The organism is Furfurilactobacillus siliginis (assembly GCF_001437435.1).
GTDB lineage: Bacteria > Bacillota > Bacilli > Lactobacillales > Lactobacillaceae > Furfurilactobacillus > Furfurilactobacillus siliginis.
The window spans coordinates 223,615-241,106 of record NZ_JQCB01000001.1; the positions used below are offsets into that span (position 1 = coordinate 223,615).

Below are 17,492 nucleotides of genomic sequence, written 5' to 3' on the forward strand. Positions count from 1 at the left end.
GGGGAAAGGACGTGTTCACTCATGAGAAGAACATTTACCGCATTATCACTAATCTCCCTTGCAATCGCAATTATCAAACTGGTCATTGCAGGACTACAGCACGATTTTTGGTCGCTTACGCCAGTCATTGCCTACAATGCACCACAAGGCATCTTCGGCTGGTCACTCACGTTAGCCCTTATCTTCTTCATCATTTCCCGGTTCTTTAACAAACACTCACGCTCATAAAGGCTTACGACCATGAAAATCATCATCTCCCCCGCTAAGAAAATGAAGGTCGACACCGATAGCTTTGACGTCGCCGCCCTACCACAATATTTACCGGAAACACAGCAATTACTGGATCAGCTACTGCAGTTACCCTATCCAAAGTTACAGTCACTGTGGCACTGTAGTGATAAGTTAGCGCAGCAGGCATATCGACAGCTACAGCAAACTGACTTAACGCGCCAACTGACGCCAGCGCTTGTCGCTTACTCTGGTATTCAGTATCAATATATGGCACCAGACGTCTTCACCGACCAAGCCTTTGCATACGTTCAAGCCCACCTGCGAATTCTGTCTGGCTTTTACGGTGCGTTACGTCCATTTGATGGCGTCGTACCCTATCGTCTCGAAATGCAAACGCCGCTGCCAGTTGCTGAGCATCCGAACTTGTATGCATTTTGGGGCAGCAAGCCTAAGCAAGCACTTAATCTCAATCATGAACCACTCATTAATTTGGCGTCACAAGAATATAGCAAGACGATTCGAAATTATCTACAACCTGATGAGCCAATGATCGACATTGTGTTTGGGCATCTTGTTGATGGTAAATTAAAAACCCGAGCCACTTTTGCAAAAATGGCTCGGGGTGAAATGGTCCGGTTTATGGCTGAGAATGACGTTCAGCAGGTAGATGCACTAAAATCATTTGATCGACTCAATTATCACTTCACACCATCGTTATCGACTGCCACCACCCTTGTCTTTTTAACCGACTAACGCGTTGGTTGATAAGTAATGTGGGCCGCATGTGGCACTTGGTCCCAATCTACTGGATAACCAGCACCATGCGCACAAAAAACTGAATCGGGGGTATTATCCAGATCACGCTTAGGTTGATACTGTTGTTCAGCAATAACCGCCGCTGCATTATGACAGGGGCGATAGCCATCCACAATACACTCAAGTTGTCCGGTTCCGTGCGTATACGTCTGCACGATCCGGGCATATTCTTGCATTTCACTAACTGGTGCTGTGCCTTCGAGTCGCGCGTTTGTTCCAACGGTTAATGGTGTGGCAAAGGTCCCACTCATCCGTTGAATATCGTTCATCGCCCGCCCAACATTAGCTTGCGGTACTGTTAACTGAAATTGATACCACGGCTCTAGCAGCTGTGTATTATCAGTTTGTGCAAGCATCATCAAGCCTTGACGAACCGCACGCCACGTTGCTTCGCGAAAATCACCACCCACAGAGTGAACAGTACTGGCACGCCCATTAATCAGTGTCAGTTTCACATCTGTCAATGGCGCACCAATCAACACACCAAGGTGCTCTTTGGCTGTTAGGCTCGTCACGACCTGATGTTGCCAGTTAGCTCCTAACACATCCACTGAACAATCAGTGGCAATGGTCACCCCACTGCCTGGTGCAGCTGGTTCCAGTAGTAAATGCACCTCAGCATAATGTCGTAGCGGCTCAAAATGGCCGACGCCTTCGATTGGCTGCGTAATTGTTTCACGATATAGAATACTGCCTTCGCCAAACGTCACAGCAAGCTCAAAGCGAGTTCTCAACTGCTCTTGCAACACTTCTAACTGAATTGGCCCCATAATTTGAACCCGAATTTCCTGCACCTGTTCAGACCAGGTGACATGAAGTTGCGGATCTTCGTCTTCCAATTGACGTAATGCCGCTAGTACAACGTGCACGTCCTGTCCATCAAGGTTCACAGCATAGTTCAAGGCTGGTTGCAGCAATGGTGATTGACTGTCTTTGACTATACCAAGTCCTTGACCAGGATATGTATCCGTCAAGCCAAGAACGACGCCTACCTCTCCGGCACGTAAGGCTGGCACCATGGTTGCCTTCCCACCGTTATAAACACGCAACTGGTTCGCTTTTTGCTCTGGCAACACCATCGCCTTTGTTTGCAACGTTCCACCGGTAACGCGAACCCAGGTCAGACGTTCACCCTTTTCATCATGCGAAATTTTAAAGACTCGTGCGCCAAAATCCGGTTCCAGCTCTGCAGCAATCGTCCACCGTGCTAGCCCAGCTAATAGTGGTTCAACACCCGTCATTTTTAATCCTGAACCAAAGTAGCAAGGAAACACTTTGCGCTGCTGAATCAAGGTCTGGATGGTTGCCTCTGGTAAGACACCATTCTCCAGATAATCACCAAGGATCGTTTCATCCTGTAGCGCAATTGTTTCTGCCAGATCATCTGGTATCTCAGACGCCCAATCAAATGGCACACAGCCAGCACTTAATGTTGCCTGTAACTGTGCAACGACTGCTTCACGATCCGCACCAATGGCATCCATTTTATTCACAAAAATAAACGTTGGTACATGATAACGATCCAGTAACCGCCAAATTGTCTGTGTGTACCCTTGCACGCCATCAGTGGCCGACACCACCAAAATAGCGTAATCCAACACGGGTAAAATTTGCTCCGTTTGGGCAGCAAAATCCACGTGTCCGGGAGAATCTAACAACGTCAGTGAAAGGTCTTGATACGTTAAGTTGGCTTGATGTGAAAAGATCGTAATCCCACGTTGTTTTTCCAAATCATCTGGATCTAAGAACGCATCCCCGTTATCCACTCGACCTAAAGTCTTCACCGTACCGGTTTGGTATAACATAGCCTCTGATAAAGTTGTTTTTCCTGCATCAACGTGTGCCAGCACGCCAGCGACAATGTGTTTCACAATTCTGCCTCATTTTTTCGTTATTAATGTATCTATCTTACCATGTGCACGAACTAAATAAGGATCACCTCAACTGAGGCGACCCTAGTTCACTAATCATTTTCAGTTAGCCAATGATCCAGCACGGAAATAAATTCATCATGTTGATCCAAAAGTGCCAAGTGGCGACTATTCGCGAACAAATGCCATTTGGAACCAGGAATATGATCATGAACAGATTTCGCAATCAATGGCGTACACAAATCATCTGTCCCATTAGTAACCAACACCGGTACGTGAATCTTGTGCAAGTCATCTGTTAATTCAAAGTCACTGATTGACCCATTTTCCGTAAATTCATTGGGTCCTTCAGCAATCAAGCTAGCCCGCTTTCCGTTCGTTGGCCGGCGCAGCGGTTCTGGTGAATTTTCATCCGGATCATCCCAGCAATAGCGCTCCATGTAGCGGTCGTTAGCAGCTAAATACTTTGGCCCTGAAAAATCACCGGTTCGTTCTGCCTCAGCAATGGCTTCACGATCCTCATAGCTCAAATATGAAATCAATCGATGTTGTTCCTGCGTCCATAACTTAATCGACGCCGGCGAACCATCAATCATGACACTTTTCACGCCTGTTTGATCATAATGCGTCAGGTATAACATTTCGAGCATGCCACCCCATGATTGGCCTAGCATATGCACTTGATCTAAGTGGAGATATTGCCGCAATGCCACGAGCTCCTCAGCCCATGTTTCTTTTACATAAACGGATTCATCTTCAGGTAAAGATGACTTTCCACAGCCAACTTGATCGTACATAATCAGCTGCCGACCAGTCTTCGCATAGTCATCTAATAATTCAAAGTAGTTATGTGAAGAACCAGGACCACCATGTAGTAATAATAGTGGTGCCTTATCTGGGTTCGGTTCGCCCACGATCCGATAGTACGTCTTATAGCCGCGAAATGGCATATAGCCTTCTTCGATTTTCATACGTTACTTCTTTCTTGAGCTTTGTGCCAGCTCATTGTTAGTTCATCAACATCATTGTCTTCGTCACGGCCACGTTTGGCAATGGTAAAACCATGATGTTGATAAAATTTAACGGCGCGCGTATTTGCTTCATATACGGACAATGTGAGCTCATCGTAATCTGCTTGAACAGCGGATAATAGCTGACCGCCAATGCCGTTTCCTTGCATCTTGGCGTCGATAAACACGCCAGCAATATAATTATCCTGCAGGCCACAAAAGCCGTTGATACCGTTTGTGTCACGCGATACATACACAGTTGCCGTTTCGATCAAATGCCGCACAAGTGATGCATTTTCGCGCCAGTAGCTTTCCGACACATAGGCACCATGCGCACGAATATTTTCGTTTAGCCAGATATGCATGATCTGGTCTAATTCTGGCTTTTTCATCATTTTAAGCATAGTAATCATTTACTTTATCCTCGCTAAAAACCGATACAGAAACATAGTCTTAAATGTTACGATTATGATACTAACTATCTAAAGGATCTATAAAATGCTAACACTAAAGGATTACTTAATTCATGTTTTAGAAAATTATCTGATGGAAAGTAAGACACCACATCGTAATAACTCACTTGCAAAGTACATTTCTACTGAAATTCATACAGTCATTCCTACTTCTATATTTCCCACTACCAGGTATCTAACTAAGGCATCCTCTGGACAGGGGAACTGGGCAACAATTCCTTGGGTTGGTATTTTTGATAAAAAAATTTCAACTTCAGCTGAAGGCGGTTACGACATCGTGTATCTATTTAAAAGCGATTATAGTGGCGTTTATCTATCGTTAAACCAAGGATACACATACTTCAAAGAAAATTTTCCAGCCGAAACTCGAGATAAAAACATTATTTTAACTAGTACTTACTGGCAGAACCAATTACAAGGCATAACTAGAGATGAAGATGAACATTTTACGTTTGATGAAATCAATTTGAATTTCCACCAAAAAACAACTTTATTACCAAAAGGCTATGAACTGGGGAATATTTATAGTCGTTATTATAGTCTTGAGGAATTAAAAAGAATTTCAAGTGAACAACTATTTGCTGATCTCGGTAAAATGAAGCTATTGCTTTCCGACATAAGTAACTCACTCCTATTTTCATATAATGAATTCAATGATTTCATAATTAATCACAACGATACTAACTCGCTAAAACAGCAGATTGACGACGAGTCCTCTATTTATAGTACTGACGAGCTCGGAACCCAGTATGATATTCCTACCGGGTTATCTCTTCCCAAGAATGAATCATCTTCCACGCATTACACTCATAAAAACTATGAGAAAAATCATCGCAAAAATGCAAAGTTAGGACTTTTTGCCGAAAAATTAGTTTTAAAGAAAGAGCGTTCACTGCTAAATTCAATTCCTGAATTAAAACATCTGTCTAACAAGATAGAACACACCTCCGTTAAAATTGGAGATGGAACTGGTTATGACATTAAATCATATCGTCTCATTAATAATAGGCCCTCAGAATACTTCATTGAGGTTAAAGCAACTTCGGATACAATAAATACTCCATTTTATATGTCGAAAAATGAAATAAATGTCGCAGCAAACACGAAAAATAAATATGCTATTTTTCGTGTTTTTAAAGACTTTCAAGGAAAATGGGCTTATTACGTAATTGATGGCCCTTTTGTTGGTAGTTCTAAAATTGCTTATATCCCTACTCAGTATAAAGTCGTGCCAAAAGACATTTAATAGTTTAATTATCCAATTCCTCATCAGCACGTTTTTCCATCATTGCCGCTAATTTCAGTGTTGTGTTTCGATTACGGATGCTCACCTCTGGGTAAAATGGTTCGTTTAACATCTTTGCATATAATGCACGTGAGTAATGCACCTTTGATGGTGAGCTCCAAAAGATTACATGCGCTGTCACAAACACTTGGTCATACTCTTCCGTTACTTTATCCAAGATCAACTGATCAAACTCAGTCTGGTAGCCGTGCAGCTTAAACAGCGCGTTATGCCGCCAATCTTCACGTTCACCCCACCAAATTGGTGCGGCCACAATCAACTCAGCAATATCGCCTTGCGACAGTAACGTAAACGGAATTGACCAATCGTACTCCTGAAGTAAAATACGTTCGACTAATGCTTCTACTTCACTGACTGGAGCATCACTAGCAAATAGTAAATTACCACTGTTGATATAACTGGCAACATTCGTAAACCCAGCTTGTTCCAATTGTGCACGCAATTCCGCCATCGGCACACGATGGTTTCCACCAACATTTACGCCGCGCAATAATAGTAAATAGTCCATGACGTACTCCTTATTAGCTTTACTTACAATAATACGATAGTTTTCCGTTCCATATTCGATCCATAAGCCATTATCATCAACAATTTACCGACTACTTTCGTCCTCTCTGGAATCATAGGTTCGTTAAGCAGTATAATATTTACTTGATATCACGCTAAATAACGCCTCAATTAGGAGTAATTCATGAACGAAATTTTAAAGGAACAATTCTTCGTCGATGACCTGGCTGACGATCAAAAACACGTCATCACCAGCATCAACGACTATATCAAGAAAGGCCTCACTGGCAAGCAAGCTTCTGTTGCCATCATTCAAGGCGCCGCTGGAACTGGGAAATCGGTCGTATTGATGGAATTGGTTCGCCAATACATGACAGACAAGCATTATCAAACAGCAATGGTCGTAAATCATCCAGAACTTTACAAAGCTTATCAAGACTTGGCTGAATCGATTCCTAACATGAATCCAAATGCGATTCGCCGCCCAACTGCCTTGATTAACTACGCGCAGAAAAACAATAAGCAGTACGACATTATCTTTGTCGATGAAGCACACTTACTATATTCCAAGTCAGAACCCTACGCGCATTACCGTGGGAATAACCAATTGACTGATTTAATGAACTTGGCCAAAGTTGTTGTCGTCGTTTATGATTTCGACCAAGTCTTCCAGTCAAAGATGTACTGGGATAAGGACTTACTCTTCAAAACGATCGGTGAACATCCCTACAAACAGTTTGACATGAACTTCCAGTACCGCATGGTAGCTAGTGACGAACAAGTTGCGTGGATGGACGATTTGAGCGAAGAAAAACCGATAAGGCCATTCCCAGACAACAGTGACTTTAAGTTTCAAGTTTTTGATACTGCTGGTGAACTGTTTGAAAACATCAAGAAGCGCAACAAAGAAGTCGGTATGAGTCGGGTCGTTGCCACTTCAGGTTTCCCTCGCATCGACGGTCGTCATAACGTCGAAATGGATTCCTTCAGTCTGCCATGGGATGAATGGGATCCCCAACGAACGCACTGGGCCAAACGTGAAGGTTCCATCACGCAAGTTGGAACCATTTATACCCTGCAAGGCTTTGATTTGAACTATGTTGGCATGATCATCGGACCATCATTTGGTTATGATGCGAAAACTGACACAATGACGATCATCCCTGAAAAGTATTCGCATAAAGAAGTATTCAAGAAACGGAAAGACATGACGTTTACGCGAGATGAATACAAAAAGTTCATCGCTAACGTGCTAAATGTGTTGATGAAACGCGGGAAGTACGGTCTGTACTTGACCGCCTATGATGACGCATTGCGTCAGCGATTAGTAGAACTGTATAAGAACGGCAAATAAAAAAATGGCGGTAGCGAGAATTTGTTTTCTCGCTACCGCCATTTTTATGCTATTCAACTAATAAGGACCGTCTCCAACGGATGTGATTTCACAATTTTTAAGCAGCACTATGCCACTGGTGAAGCCTCTCAGCTCACCGGTTACAACGACATCTTTACCCACTTGAACATCTTTATATTCTGGATCATTGAGCACAGCTAATGTATTCGTGTCATGGTTTTGCGTAGGTCCAAACTCAATCGATGGCAAACCAAACATATCTGGTCCCACATAGGTTGTAATGCCCTCAAGCACTATCATATCACCATAGTTTTCCTGTGGATCTGAGCCATTAATATAAGAACCATACAAGTCTTCACTAGAAATAACGTTATCCAAACAATCGCACCCTTTCTTGATTGAGATTGAGGCGATTATAATCTGGAAAAAATAATTTTTCTAATGAAAGGTGTTGCTAATTTAGCGCGTTATAGCTGTAAACCGCATCACTTATGATACGGACTCCCATTATTAATCATAAACGCCCGATAAACCTGCTCCGTCAATACTAACCGCATCAACTGATGAGGCAACGTAAACCGTCCAAACGAAATCTGTGTGTCCGCCCGCTTCAACACAGACGGTGTCAGACCCAATGACCCACCAATGATAAACGTGACGTCAGAATGCCCATACGTACCCAAATCAGCAATTTCCTTGGCGAACTGCTCGGAGGTACGCTCCTTGCCTAGAATAGCTAACGCATAGACGTATTCCTTGTCCTTCACGTGATCCAGAATGCGTTCGCCTTCTTTAGCCATAACCGTATCCATCTCGGCCTGACTCAGTGATTCAGGGGCCTTTTCATCTGGTACTTCGACGATTTCAAACTTACAAAACTTAGATAAACGCTTGGCATATTCTTCAATACCTTGTTTAAAATACTTTTCTTTTAATTTGCCTACACCGATGATTTTAATATTCACGTTTTTCCTCCAGGTGGGCTGGTTTTACACACAACGCACCCACGATAGTTGCTTTTTACTAGTGTACCGCCGTTTATTCACCCAGGAAACGTCAATTTCCTAAAACCCGGATAACACCACCAATTTTTTGGATGCATAAAAGTTATCCACAGTTATCCACAGCCCCATCTTTACCGAACACACTTCTGTAAACCATTGGTACAAAAGGATTTCAAAACCGAACAAACTAAATAACCGTTAGTTATCCACACCGTTTTTTTGTCTTGTGGATAACTTTTCCCCCTGTGGTGAAAGATTGATTTTTCGGGATTTGTCGAATGTTTAACGCTTTTTCCACAGTTATCCACAGGCTTATCCACAGCTGTGCAAAACAAATTCATTGTTGCTTTTTTGTTCCCGAACCACTTTAAATTTTCGGTTTTATTTTGTTCGGCTTTTAAATTATTTTCATGTAGCAACATGTTAAATCGACGTTTCTGTTCGTTTTTTTATTCGGATTTATAATCCAGTCACCAGCTAACTAAACGAATACCCCCGTGATTTGTTTACACACACCAGTACATTGCGCATTCATCTGTTTGTATATTATTTTTACATAGTGCATATTATTGAATCAAAAACATAACGTTCTGATGTGTTACCACACATTCCGTTATGTTTTAACTGCTTGTATAGCGCAGACACTTCAACATTTCCTGGGAAATGAACAAAAAAAACACGCTCATTTTTAACTGAGCGTGTTTTTCAAACTATTATTTAGATTGATCTGCTAGCTGCGTGTTACTTTCGCTAAGCGTGATGTCTCCTGACTTAAGCTCACCATCACGGTAATACTTCACGGAAACTTTATCACCGACCTTATGATCGTACAAGACATCCCGTAAGTCTGCTTGCGAACTAACCTTCTTACCATCAATCTCGGTAATCACATCATACTTCTTTAAATCAGCCTTCTGAGCAGCTGAACCATCATAGATTTTCATCAAAACCACACCGCCGGTTACACTGCTTGGCAGCTTCAATGTATCTTTTTGGCTATTGCTATCAACATTCGATAAATCAACTAAACCAACACCTAATGCTGGACGAACGACTTTACCGTTCGTAATCAATTGATTAATGATGGAAACCACTTCATTAGAAGGAATGGCAAAACCGATACCTTCAACAGAAGTTCCGTTACCAGAGGACGCCAACTTCATCGAGTTAATCCCGATTACTTGTCCGGCCAAGTTAACCAAAGCACCACCAGAGTTCCCAGGGTTAATGGCAGCATCCGTTTGAATGACTGTGGCATCCCCTGTTTGCTTACCTGATTCGTCGTTTACAGGCACGGTCCGTTTCTTCGCGGAGATAATCCCTTGCGTAACCGATGTCGCGTACTCTGATCCTAATGGTGAACCGATGGCCAGGACAGATTGCCCTGCTTGAATGGCTGAGGAATCTCCGAACTGCGCTACGGTCTTAATGTTGTCGGAATCAACGCGAATGACGGCTAAATCTGTCGTCGCATCAGAGCCAACCAGTTTCCCACTAACCTTTTTCCCGTTACTTAAGATGATTTCTAACGCACTGGAACCAGAAACAACGTGATTATTCGTCACGATGTAAGCATCTTTGCCTGACTTCTTATAAACAACACCAGAACCTTCGCTCGCCGTTTGCAAACTGTTGCTATCACTGTCACTCGATTTTTCTGACGACTGACCACCGCCGCCAAAGATACCGTACAAGCCATCACTACCACTACTATTAGATGACTGCTTTTGCATATTCACAACAGATACCACGGCACCTTTTACATTACTAAACGCCTTGGTCGCATCAGAGTTCGTTTTCACGGTCACATTTGATACTTTGGTCGTACCATTTTTATAAGATGTATCACCGTTATTATGGTTTAACGCAGACGCACCACCATAGGCAATACCACCACCAAGTAAACCGGCTACTAAGCCGACTACGGCAACTTTGATCAGACCTTTATTTTTACCTGGGCGCTTTGGTTCCTGCCCTGGCATTTGATTATTCGTATTGTTATAGTCCATAAACACTTGCGGAAAATCCCGCATCCTCCTCGTTGTTTAATCAACTCATTGTTTCCATTATACATGGCGAACTTAAAGTCGGCTTAAACCGTGCCCTTTAACAGACATTTTTTTGAGTAGGCAGTACGTTTCACGTGAAACTAGGCATCCTTTGGCAATTCACGAAAGACTTTCACGTCCATTTCACCATTTAATAATGGGTCAACATCCTTCAAGAAGGTCGTAAAGTGAACTGCCTCATGATGCGCATCTAGACCAGCTTGATCAACATACTGTTCAACAAACATAAATGTTCCGGCTTGTTCAACAGACTGGTACATGTCGTAGCGCAAATTACCGCCTTCCGTTCGTGTACCATCAATCAGTTGCTTGGCGAGTTTTAAATATTCTTGAACCGCCGACTCTTTAACAAATACTGTTGCATTAATCGTAATCATGTTACTTCCTCCTAGTTTGTGGCACCTTCGCCATCAAAGATCATGACATCCATCGGTGCATTTGTGATTGGCGCAAGCGCCCTTAAAAATTCTTGAAAATGCACACTATCACGATGCGCGATAATCGCTGCTTGATCTGCGTAAACTTCAACGAATACAAAGTCACTGGCACAATCTGTACTGTGATATAAATCAAATCGCGCGTTTCCACTTTCAGCACGAGCGGCTGGTATTAAAGCATGCGCAGCAGTCATAAACTGTGCTTCCTGACCAGGTTGTACATGAACGGTTGCATCTACTGTCTTCATTTCCACTTTCCTCCTAGTAATCGCGCTGTGCCGTTGCTCGCAGAATCACTTCATTGATGCCAACATGCGTCGGAGTATCAATACTGTAGATAACTGCTTGAGCAACATCACTAGCTGTGAGTCCTTCATCCTGTTCACTTTTTAAAACAGCGGCTCGTAATGCTGGATCAGAAATGGTCTGCGCTAAACCAGTTTGGGCGTGCCCTGGGGAAATCAACGTTGACTTGATGTTATGACCAACTTCTTCAACACGTAATCCTTCCATGACTGCTCGCATCGCGTATTTAGTTGCCGAATAGACCGCAGAGCCAGCGCCAACGAAATGTCCCGCAACCGAATCCGTTGTGATAATTTGCCCGCCGTCCTGTGCCTCCATCAATGGTAAGACTGCTTTAATTCCATACAGCGCGCCACGCAGATTGATATCAATCATTGCGTCCCACTCACTGACTTTCCCATCACGCAAAGGTGAAACGGGCATTAAACCAGCGTTATTAAAGAGCACATCAATCCGCGTAAATCGTTGTTTCGCAAACGCAATGAGCGCTTCAACTGAACTCAACTTGGTCACATCAGTAACTTTATACGCTACCTCAGCACCAAATGTTTGAGTTAGCTCATCAGCTAGGTCACGCAATGCGTCCTCTCGTCGCGCAGCCAAAACGATCTTTGCTTGGCGCTTGGCCAATTGACGGGCAGTTTCTTTACCAATCCCACTTGATGCTCCGGTAATGACGACGACTTTTCCGTGAATGTTATCCATTGTGTAATGCCTCCTTGTCCTTAATGACAAGACTCAGTTTACAAGGATTTCATCGACAAACAATTACGCACTTTGACCTAACTAACGTACTTTCAAGTAAGTCTTTCGCCATCATTGACGTTACCCGCCCCAATCTTTTTTAATTTATTTTCTCGGGCAGATGGTGTAGCATTCTTTCCAGAACATTAAAGGGGAATCCACCATGAGTGAAACAGAGACAATCTATAAAAACGGTGTCCAAGCGACGTTAGCGGTAATGGGTAACAAATGGAAGCCGCTTATTTTATGTCACTTAGGCCACGGTCCCTTACGGACTGCCGACATTCGCCGGAACGTGACCGGTATTTCGCCCAAGGTCCTCACGGAACAACTGCGCGAACTTGAAACAGATGGAATCATTACCCGAAAAGTCTTTAATGAGGTGCCACCGCACGTTGAATACTCGATTACAGAGTATGGCAAGACGTTAAACGGTGTCTTAATCGCTATGTCCGAATGGGGCGAGGATCGCATCAAGGTTCTAAAAGCACAGGGGCAAAATGCGAGTCTGTTATTTCCCGATCACGAAGGTTATGAAAACTAGCTTAGACACAAAAAGGATTGTCGATTTTGATCGACAATCCTTTTAATTTACGTTAATTATGCCGCCATGTTCCCAATCACAATGCCACCGACAACGACTAATACGAGCCCAATCACAGTCCATACTAATCCGCGTGGTGTCCGTCGTTCATGCAACACGACGATGCCGCCAATCGTTGCTAAAACAACGTTCATTTGTGACAACGTGAAGCCAGTTGCGACTCCATTTCGCTGTGCAGAAATCAGGTACGTTAGCGCAGCAATTGAAAATACTAATCCATCCAGTAAGCTTAGCCAAGTAACTTTTTCACTCAAGACTTTTGGACCAGCCGTGAATAACGCTAACAACAACGCCATTAACGCCATCCCCAAACCTTGTGGTAAAAATCCTTGCCAACCTGAAACATTAGCCAATCGCGGTAGTGCTGAATAAGCAACGTATCCAATCGTCGACAAAACAAAGATGGCAACCGTTGGCCATACCGACTGTGTACGTGCTTCATTACCACGTTTCTTGCCATCTAAAGTTGTCAATACAATACCAACCACGATGATGACCAAAGCGATAAAACCAACTAAGCGTTCAACGGAACCACCCCATTCGCCAAAGGCTAAGACACCAAGTAATGATGTCCCAACTAACTGTAGGCCAGTTGAAATTGGCATCGCCTTTGACACACCAACACGTTGAAAGGCCATGTACTGCAGGTACTGTCCTACTGCCCAGGCAGCACCAGACAATACCGTCAGCCAAAACTGACCAGTCGTCGTAGTTGGCCGCATAAATAACCACACGATAATAGAAACTAAGAACGTCCCAAAAGTCGTTCCTAAAATCTGGTTAACTGGTCGTCCGCCAACTTTGGTCACCACAATGGGTAAAATCCCCCATGCGATGGCCGGAATTAAACCAATAATAATGTTCATTTTAGCCTCCAATGGTTAGTCGATGACTAGCCCTTACCATTTTGGAATGATGGATAAAGCGTCATTCCACCATCAACAAATAACGTTACCCCAGTGACATAACTAGACTGATCAGAAGCCAGCCAAGCAGCGGCAGCAGCCACATCCTCAGGATCACCAATTCGCTTCATTGGGACCATTTCTAGCGTATCGTTGAGCTGTGTTTTATCTGCAAACTTTTCAGCATTGATGGGCGTGTTGATCGCACCAGGCCCAATCGCATTAACACGCACACCACGATTGGCATACTCCATCGCGATCGTTTCATTGAACAACTTCACGCCACCCTTAGATGCCGCATAGTGCGCAAAACCAGGCCATGGAATCTGCTCATGAACAGATGACATGTTGATAATGTTACCTTGCTTATCGTTCTTCACGAAGTAGTCCAGCGCAGCCCGTGAACCTAAGAAGACTCCAGTCAGGTTAATGTTCAAGACCCGCTGCCAATCTGCCAAAGGCATTTCATTAGTGGCAACACGGTTTTCCATACCAGCGTTATTCACCCAGACATCAAGTCCGCCAAAGTTATTCAAGGCAGCATTCAGTAATGTTGTTGCGCCAGCTTCTTCACTAATATCAGCCTGAACTGCAATGGCTTGTCCACCATTAGCTTCAATCATTTTCACAGCTTCGTCTGCCCCGGTCTTATCAGAACGGTAATTGATAACCACTGACATATGTTCCTGACCGAAACGAGCAGCGATTGCCTGTCCGATTCCCTTAGAACCACCTGTAACAACTGCGACTTTGTTCTTTAAATCTGCATACATAATTTTTTCTCCTCTAATTTACATTTTCTTTTCAAAGCCTTCCATTGGCGCCACAGAGTTCGTGTAGTCAACGATTGGCTCAGGATCATCAGTAAAGTGCATCACGGAATAGAAGGCACCCTTCAAGTAGTGTTGCATAGCCACTGGAATGGCGAGTTCGCTCATTTCAAATGGTGAAATCTTGTAGCGAACACTAGCGGCATCGTCACTGGTAACCTTTTGATACCAGTGTGGTTCGCGGATCATTTCACGTCCGATAGCCGCGAAACTAGCGCCTTCGTTCAGGACCTTTTCAGCATCTTCTGGCCGTTCAATTGACCCAACACTGATCAGTGGCTTCCGGTCCGCTAATTGCTTCAAAATCTTAGTCAAAATAGGTTCTGTATCGTTCTTATCGTTTAATGATGTCCGCCATGCGGAACCCATTGACGTGTGTAAGTAATCCACATCCGACGTTGCCAAATTTTCAACGAAAGCTAGCGTATCGGCTAAGCGAATTCCTGGCTCTTCCAGCTCCTCAGGTGAAATCCGGTAACCAAGTAAAAACTCACCGTTCGTTTCCTGGGCAATAACATCATGGACTTTAGCAATAACTGCATTGGCAAACCCCATCCGTGCTTGCTGATCGCCACCCCATTTATCATCACGACGATTTGAATGTGGTGAATAGAACTGTTGCAGCAAGTAAGTGTTGGCACCATGTAATTCAACGCCATCAAAACCAGCTTGAATTGCACGCTTTGTTGCTGCACCAAAGGCTTCAATAATGTCATCGACCTCTGCTGCCGTTAACGCTCGTGGTGTTTCGGCGTCTGCAGGGCGATTTGGTTTCACAGCACTGGCACTCACTGTTTGCTCACCGCGAAGGATCTGCGAATTTGATTTCCGCCCTGCATGGAAAATCTGAAGAATCGCCTTTGTTCCATTGCGCTTAATGCCCCGCGCTAATTCAGCTAAACCTTCAATGTCACTGTCATCTGCAATTGACAGTTCACCTTCAAATCCCTTACCACCATCAACAACATTGGCAACTTCAGCCACGATCATGCCGACGCCACCGGCACGTAAGCGGTAGTAATCAACTTCCTCATTAGTCACGTGACCATCGTAGTAACTCGACATCGTAGTTGTCGGTGCCATCACAATTCTATTTTTAATCGTGACGCCATTGGCAAACGTGTAGGGTGCTTCAAATTTATAAGTCATGGTAAACCTTCCTTTTCTCAGTTGATGAATCATAGTGTACAAGCGGTTGCGCAAACAGAAAATAAGGCACTTTTTTGTTCCCTTACCTTTTCTTTGAGGATTGATGTTCACCCCATTGCGACATGCTGCTGATCACGTCTTGCAATGACCGGCCTAATCCAGTTAGCCGACAGTACACGCCATGAGCACGACAGATACCGACTGATACAACACCCTGCCGCCATAATGTCATGACTCGCCATACAAACTGGCTAGGTGTTTGCACTGGTAAAAGCTGATACATCGTACAAAGACTCTTTGGCCCCGTCAGTAAATCCGCCACAATCAATGGTTTACTCGTATCATTTAAAAGTTGCAGCGTAACCTCTAACCCGGTTGGCTTTGTTTGCATCATTGACCGCCTCCTTAATTGATAAGATGTAGTCTACGAGAGCTGAAGACACAAAAAAAGAAGGCACTTATTTGTGCCTTCTTCGAAACATTCATTAACTTGCCGGACTTAATAGATCGTTATAGCCACTATGATCAGCATTCAAAACAGTCGCAGGTTCCCCCGCTTCATTTAACTGCTCAATGCGCTGTTCACCCCATTCAGACATCTGAACTAGAATCTGCCCCAACGTCCGACCAAACGGTGTCAGCTCATACGTTACACAAAATGGTGCTTTGGTGCCATGAACAGAGCGTGTGATAATGTCATCACTTTCAAGTTCACGTAATTGCTGTGTTAAAACCTTTTGTGTGATGTTCGGAATGTCGCGACGCAGTTCACTACTACGCTGTGTGTGCTTACCTAAATGGCATAGGATAATTGGCTTCCATTTCCCACCAATCACTTCAAGTGTTGCCTCAACGCCAATGTTATACGTCTTTGCCACAATTATGCCCCCTCGATAATTTATGATAACCATCATAATCACCACAACTATCTTTGGCTAGTAGGCACTTTTCGGTAACTGATACGAAACGACCAAAAACGCGGTAATCAGCGAAAGATAAACTTTCGGAGATCACCGCGTCTGGTATGTTTCACATGAAACATTATAGTGTCATCAAATCAGTAGCTGAATCTGGCTCTGTATCAAAGATATGGAAGTCATGCTCCACACCAAAATCATGTTCTTGCATCATTGAGGCCACCGTTAAGTGTGCCAAACTTTGCATGTTATTCTCCTGACTTAAATGCCCCAGGAAAATCCGTTTCGTGTTGTTACCGACAACTTGCATTAAGGCGTTGGCGCCATCCTCGTTCGATAAATGCCCAGTATCGCCTAAGATTCGTTGCTTCAACGACCATGGATAAGCGCCCATCCGCAGCATTTCCATATCATGATTACATTCAAATAAATACGCATCTGCATTTTTAATTACGCCAGCCATGCGTTCAGACACATAGCCAGTATCTGTCAAGACAACGAAGGATTTACCATCATGATGTAATTCATAGAATTGTGGATCAACCGCATCATGCGAAACTGGAAAACTCTGCACATCCAGGTCACCTAACGATTGAATTTCGCCGGCTTCTAACGAAAATTTTTGATCAAGGGGGATTTTACCAACCTTATCGTTGATTGCATCCCAGGTTTTTTCATTGGCGTACACATTGATGCCATACTTACGAGCCAAAACACCGACGCCCTTTGCATGATCAGTATGTTCATGGGTCACAAACAGACTGTCGACATCGTTTAAATCCCGACCGATTTGCTGCATCAATCCAGCAATCTTTTTTCCAGACAAACCGGCATCAATTAGCACCTTGTGCGTCGGTGTCTCAATGTACGTCGTGTTTCCCGTACTGCCGCTGGCCAACACACTAATTTTCATGGCGTCAGTTGCTACCGTTCCAGTTTGGTGATTACTTAAATCAATC

General features: G+C 43.7%; 21 protein-coding genes. 5 read left to right on the top strand and 16 right to left on the bottom strand.

Annotation, left to right across the window (positions count from 1 at the left end):
- Positions 1-21: 21 nt before the first annotated feature.
- Together IV55_RS10260 and yaaA are read left to right on the top strand one after the other, a co-directional pair.
- Complete coding sequence (locus tag IV55_RS10260) at positions 22-228, top strand: hypothetical protein (RefSeq protein WP_146993618.1); 207 nt, start codon at positions 22-24, stop codon at positions 226-228.
- Between the two features lie 12 nt (positions 229-240).
- The gene (gene yaaA / locus IV55_RS00990) at positions 241-984 is read left to right on the top strand and encodes a peroxide stress protein YaaA (RefSeq protein ID WP_057808545.1); all 744 of its coding nucleotides are present in this window, start codon (positions 241-243) and stop codon (positions 982-984) included.
- Here the strand turns inward: yaaA and IV55_RS00995 are convergent.
- The 3 genes from IV55_RS00995 to IV55_RS01005 all read right to left on the bottom strand — a co-directional run bounded on the left by IV55_RS00995 (position 981) and on the right by IV55_RS01005 (position 4,341).
- Positions 981-2,918, bottom strand: coding sequence for a GTP-binding protein (locus IV55_RS00995; RefSeq protein ID WP_057808546.1), 1,938 nt, complete (start codon positions 2,916-2,918; stop codon positions 981-983). The genes yaaA and IV55_RS00995 overlap by 4 nt on opposite strands.
- Before the next feature lie 92 nt (positions 2,919-3,010).
- Positions 3,011-3,889: a proline iminopeptidase gene (gene pepI, locus IV55_RS01000; RefSeq protein ID WP_057808547.1), complete on the bottom strand. Its 879-nt coding sequence runs from the start codon at positions 3,887-3,889 to the stop codon at positions 3,011-3,013.
- Positions 3,886-4,341 (bottom strand): GNAT family N-acetyltransferase, encoded by a 456-nt coding sequence (locus IV55_RS01005; protein ID WP_057808548.1) that lies wholly within the window; start codon positions 4,339-4,341, stop codon positions 3,886-3,888. Before IV55_RS01005 ends, pepI begins: the two co-directional genes overlap by 4 nt.
- Before the next feature lie 85 nt (positions 4,342-4,426).
- On the opposite strand from IV55_RS01005, the gene IV55_RS01010 reads away from it, so the two are divergent.
- On the top strand, positions 4,427-5,647 hold the full coding sequence (locus IV55_RS01010; RefSeq protein ID WP_057808549.1) for an MrcB family domain-containing protein: 1,221 nt from the start codon (positions 4,427-4,429) through the stop codon (positions 5,645-5,647).
- A gap of 4 nt (positions 5,648-5,651) precedes the next feature.
- Here IV55_RS01010 and IV55_RS01015 read toward each other — a convergent pair whose 3' ends face one another.
- Positions 5,652-6,215 carry a DUF1697 domain-containing protein gene (locus IV55_RS01015; RefSeq protein WP_057808550.1) on the bottom strand — a complete coding sequence of 188 codons (564 nt, stop codon included), beginning with the start codon at positions 6,213-6,215 and terminating at the stop codon, positions 5,652-5,654.
- Between the two features lie 183 nt (positions 6,216-6,398).
- Between IV55_RS01015 and IV55_RS01020 the strand changes: the two genes are divergently transcribed.
- On the top strand, positions 6,399-7,568 hold the full coding sequence (locus IV55_RS01020; RefSeq protein WP_057808551.1) for a DUF2075 domain-containing protein: 1,170 nt from the start codon (positions 6,399-6,401) through the stop codon (positions 7,566-7,568).
- Between the two features lie 57 nt (positions 7,569-7,625).
- Here IV55_RS01020 and IV55_RS01025 read toward each other — a convergent pair whose 3' ends face one another.
- The 6 genes from IV55_RS01025 to IV55_RS01050 all read right to left on the bottom strand — a co-directional run bounded on the left by IV55_RS01025 (position 7,626) and on the right by IV55_RS01050 (position 12,089).
- Complete coding sequence (locus IV55_RS01025; RefSeq protein WP_057808552.1) at positions 7,626-7,946, bottom strand: hypothetical protein; 321 nt, start codon at positions 7,944-7,946, stop codon at positions 7,626-7,628.
- Positions 7,947-8,053: 107 nt separating this feature from the next.
- Positions 8,054-8,533, bottom strand: coding sequence for a 23S rRNA (pseudouridine(1915)-N(3))-methyltransferase RlmH (gene rlmH, locus IV55_RS01030; RefSeq protein WP_057808553.1), 480 nt, complete (start codon positions 8,531-8,533; stop codon positions 8,054-8,056).
- 752 nt (positions 8,534-9,285) lie between these two features.
- Complete coding sequence (locus tag IV55_RS01035) at positions 9,286-10,581, bottom strand: S1C family serine protease (RefSeq protein ID WP_083483889.1); 1,296 nt, start codon at positions 10,579-10,581, stop codon at positions 9,286-9,288.
- 140 nt (positions 10,582-10,721) lie between these two features.
- Positions 10,722-11,018 carry a putative quinol monooxygenase gene (locus IV55_RS01040; protein ID WP_057808554.1) on the bottom strand — a complete coding sequence of 99 codons (297 nt, stop codon included), beginning with the start codon at positions 11,016-11,018 and terminating at the stop codon, positions 10,722-10,724.
- A gap of 11 nt (positions 11,019-11,029) precedes the next feature.
- Complete coding sequence (locus IV55_RS01045) at positions 11,030-11,326, bottom strand: putative quinol monooxygenase (protein ID WP_057808555.1); 297 nt, start codon at positions 11,324-11,326, stop codon at positions 11,030-11,032.
- A gap of 13 nt (positions 11,327-11,339) precedes the next feature.
- On the bottom strand, positions 11,340-12,089 hold the full coding sequence (locus IV55_RS01050; RefSeq protein WP_057808556.1) for an SDR family oxidoreductase: 750 nt from the start codon (positions 12,087-12,089) through the stop codon (positions 11,340-11,342).
- Between the two features lie 202 nt (positions 12,090-12,291).
- Here IV55_RS01050 and IV55_RS01055 point away from each other — a divergent pair, with 202 nt between their 5' ends.
- Complete coding sequence (locus IV55_RS01055; RefSeq protein ID WP_057808557.1) at positions 12,292-12,672, top strand: winged helix-turn-helix transcriptional regulator; 381 nt, start codon at positions 12,292-12,294, stop codon at positions 12,670-12,672.
- A 56-nt stretch (positions 12,673-12,728) separates the two neighbouring features.
- On the opposite strand, the gene IV55_RS01060 is transcribed toward IV55_RS01055, so the two are convergent.
- The 6 genes from IV55_RS01060 to IV55_RS01085 form a co-directional block, all read right to left on the bottom strand.
- On the bottom strand, positions 12,729-13,598 hold the full coding sequence (locus tag IV55_RS01060; protein ID WP_057808558.1) for a GRP family sugar transporter: 870 nt from the start codon (positions 13,596-13,598) through the stop codon (positions 12,729-12,731).
- A gap of 26 nt (positions 13,599-13,624) precedes the next feature.
- Positions 13,625-14,410: a glucose-1-dehydrogenase gene (locus IV55_RS01065; RefSeq protein ID WP_057808559.1), complete on the bottom strand. Its 786-nt coding sequence runs from the start codon at positions 14,408-14,410 to the stop codon at positions 13,625-13,627.
- Positions 14,411-14,428: 18 nt separating this feature from the next.
- Entirely contained in the window at positions 14,429-15,616 is a 1,188-nt protein-coding gene (locus IV55_RS01070; protein WP_057808560.1) for an NADH-dependent flavin oxidoreductase, read from the bottom strand.
- A gap of 82 nt (positions 15,617-15,698) precedes the next feature.
- The gene (locus tag IV55_RS01075) at positions 15,699-16,010 is read right to left on the bottom strand and encodes a winged helix-turn-helix transcriptional regulator (RefSeq protein ID WP_057808561.1); all 312 of its coding nucleotides are present in this window, start codon (positions 16,008-16,010) and stop codon (positions 15,699-15,701) included.
- Positions 16,011-16,101: 91 nt separating this feature from the next.
- Entirely contained in the window at positions 16,102-16,494 is a 393-nt protein-coding gene (locus IV55_RS01080; RefSeq protein WP_057808562.1) for a winged helix-turn-helix transcriptional regulator, read from the bottom strand.
- A gap of 163 nt (positions 16,495-16,657) precedes the next feature.
- On the bottom strand, positions 16,658-17,446 hold the full coding sequence (locus tag IV55_RS01085) for an MBL fold metallo-hydrolase (RefSeq protein ID WP_057808611.1): 789 nt from the start codon (positions 17,444-17,446) through the stop codon (positions 16,658-16,660).
- Positions 17,447-17,492 lie beyond the last annotated feature (46 nt).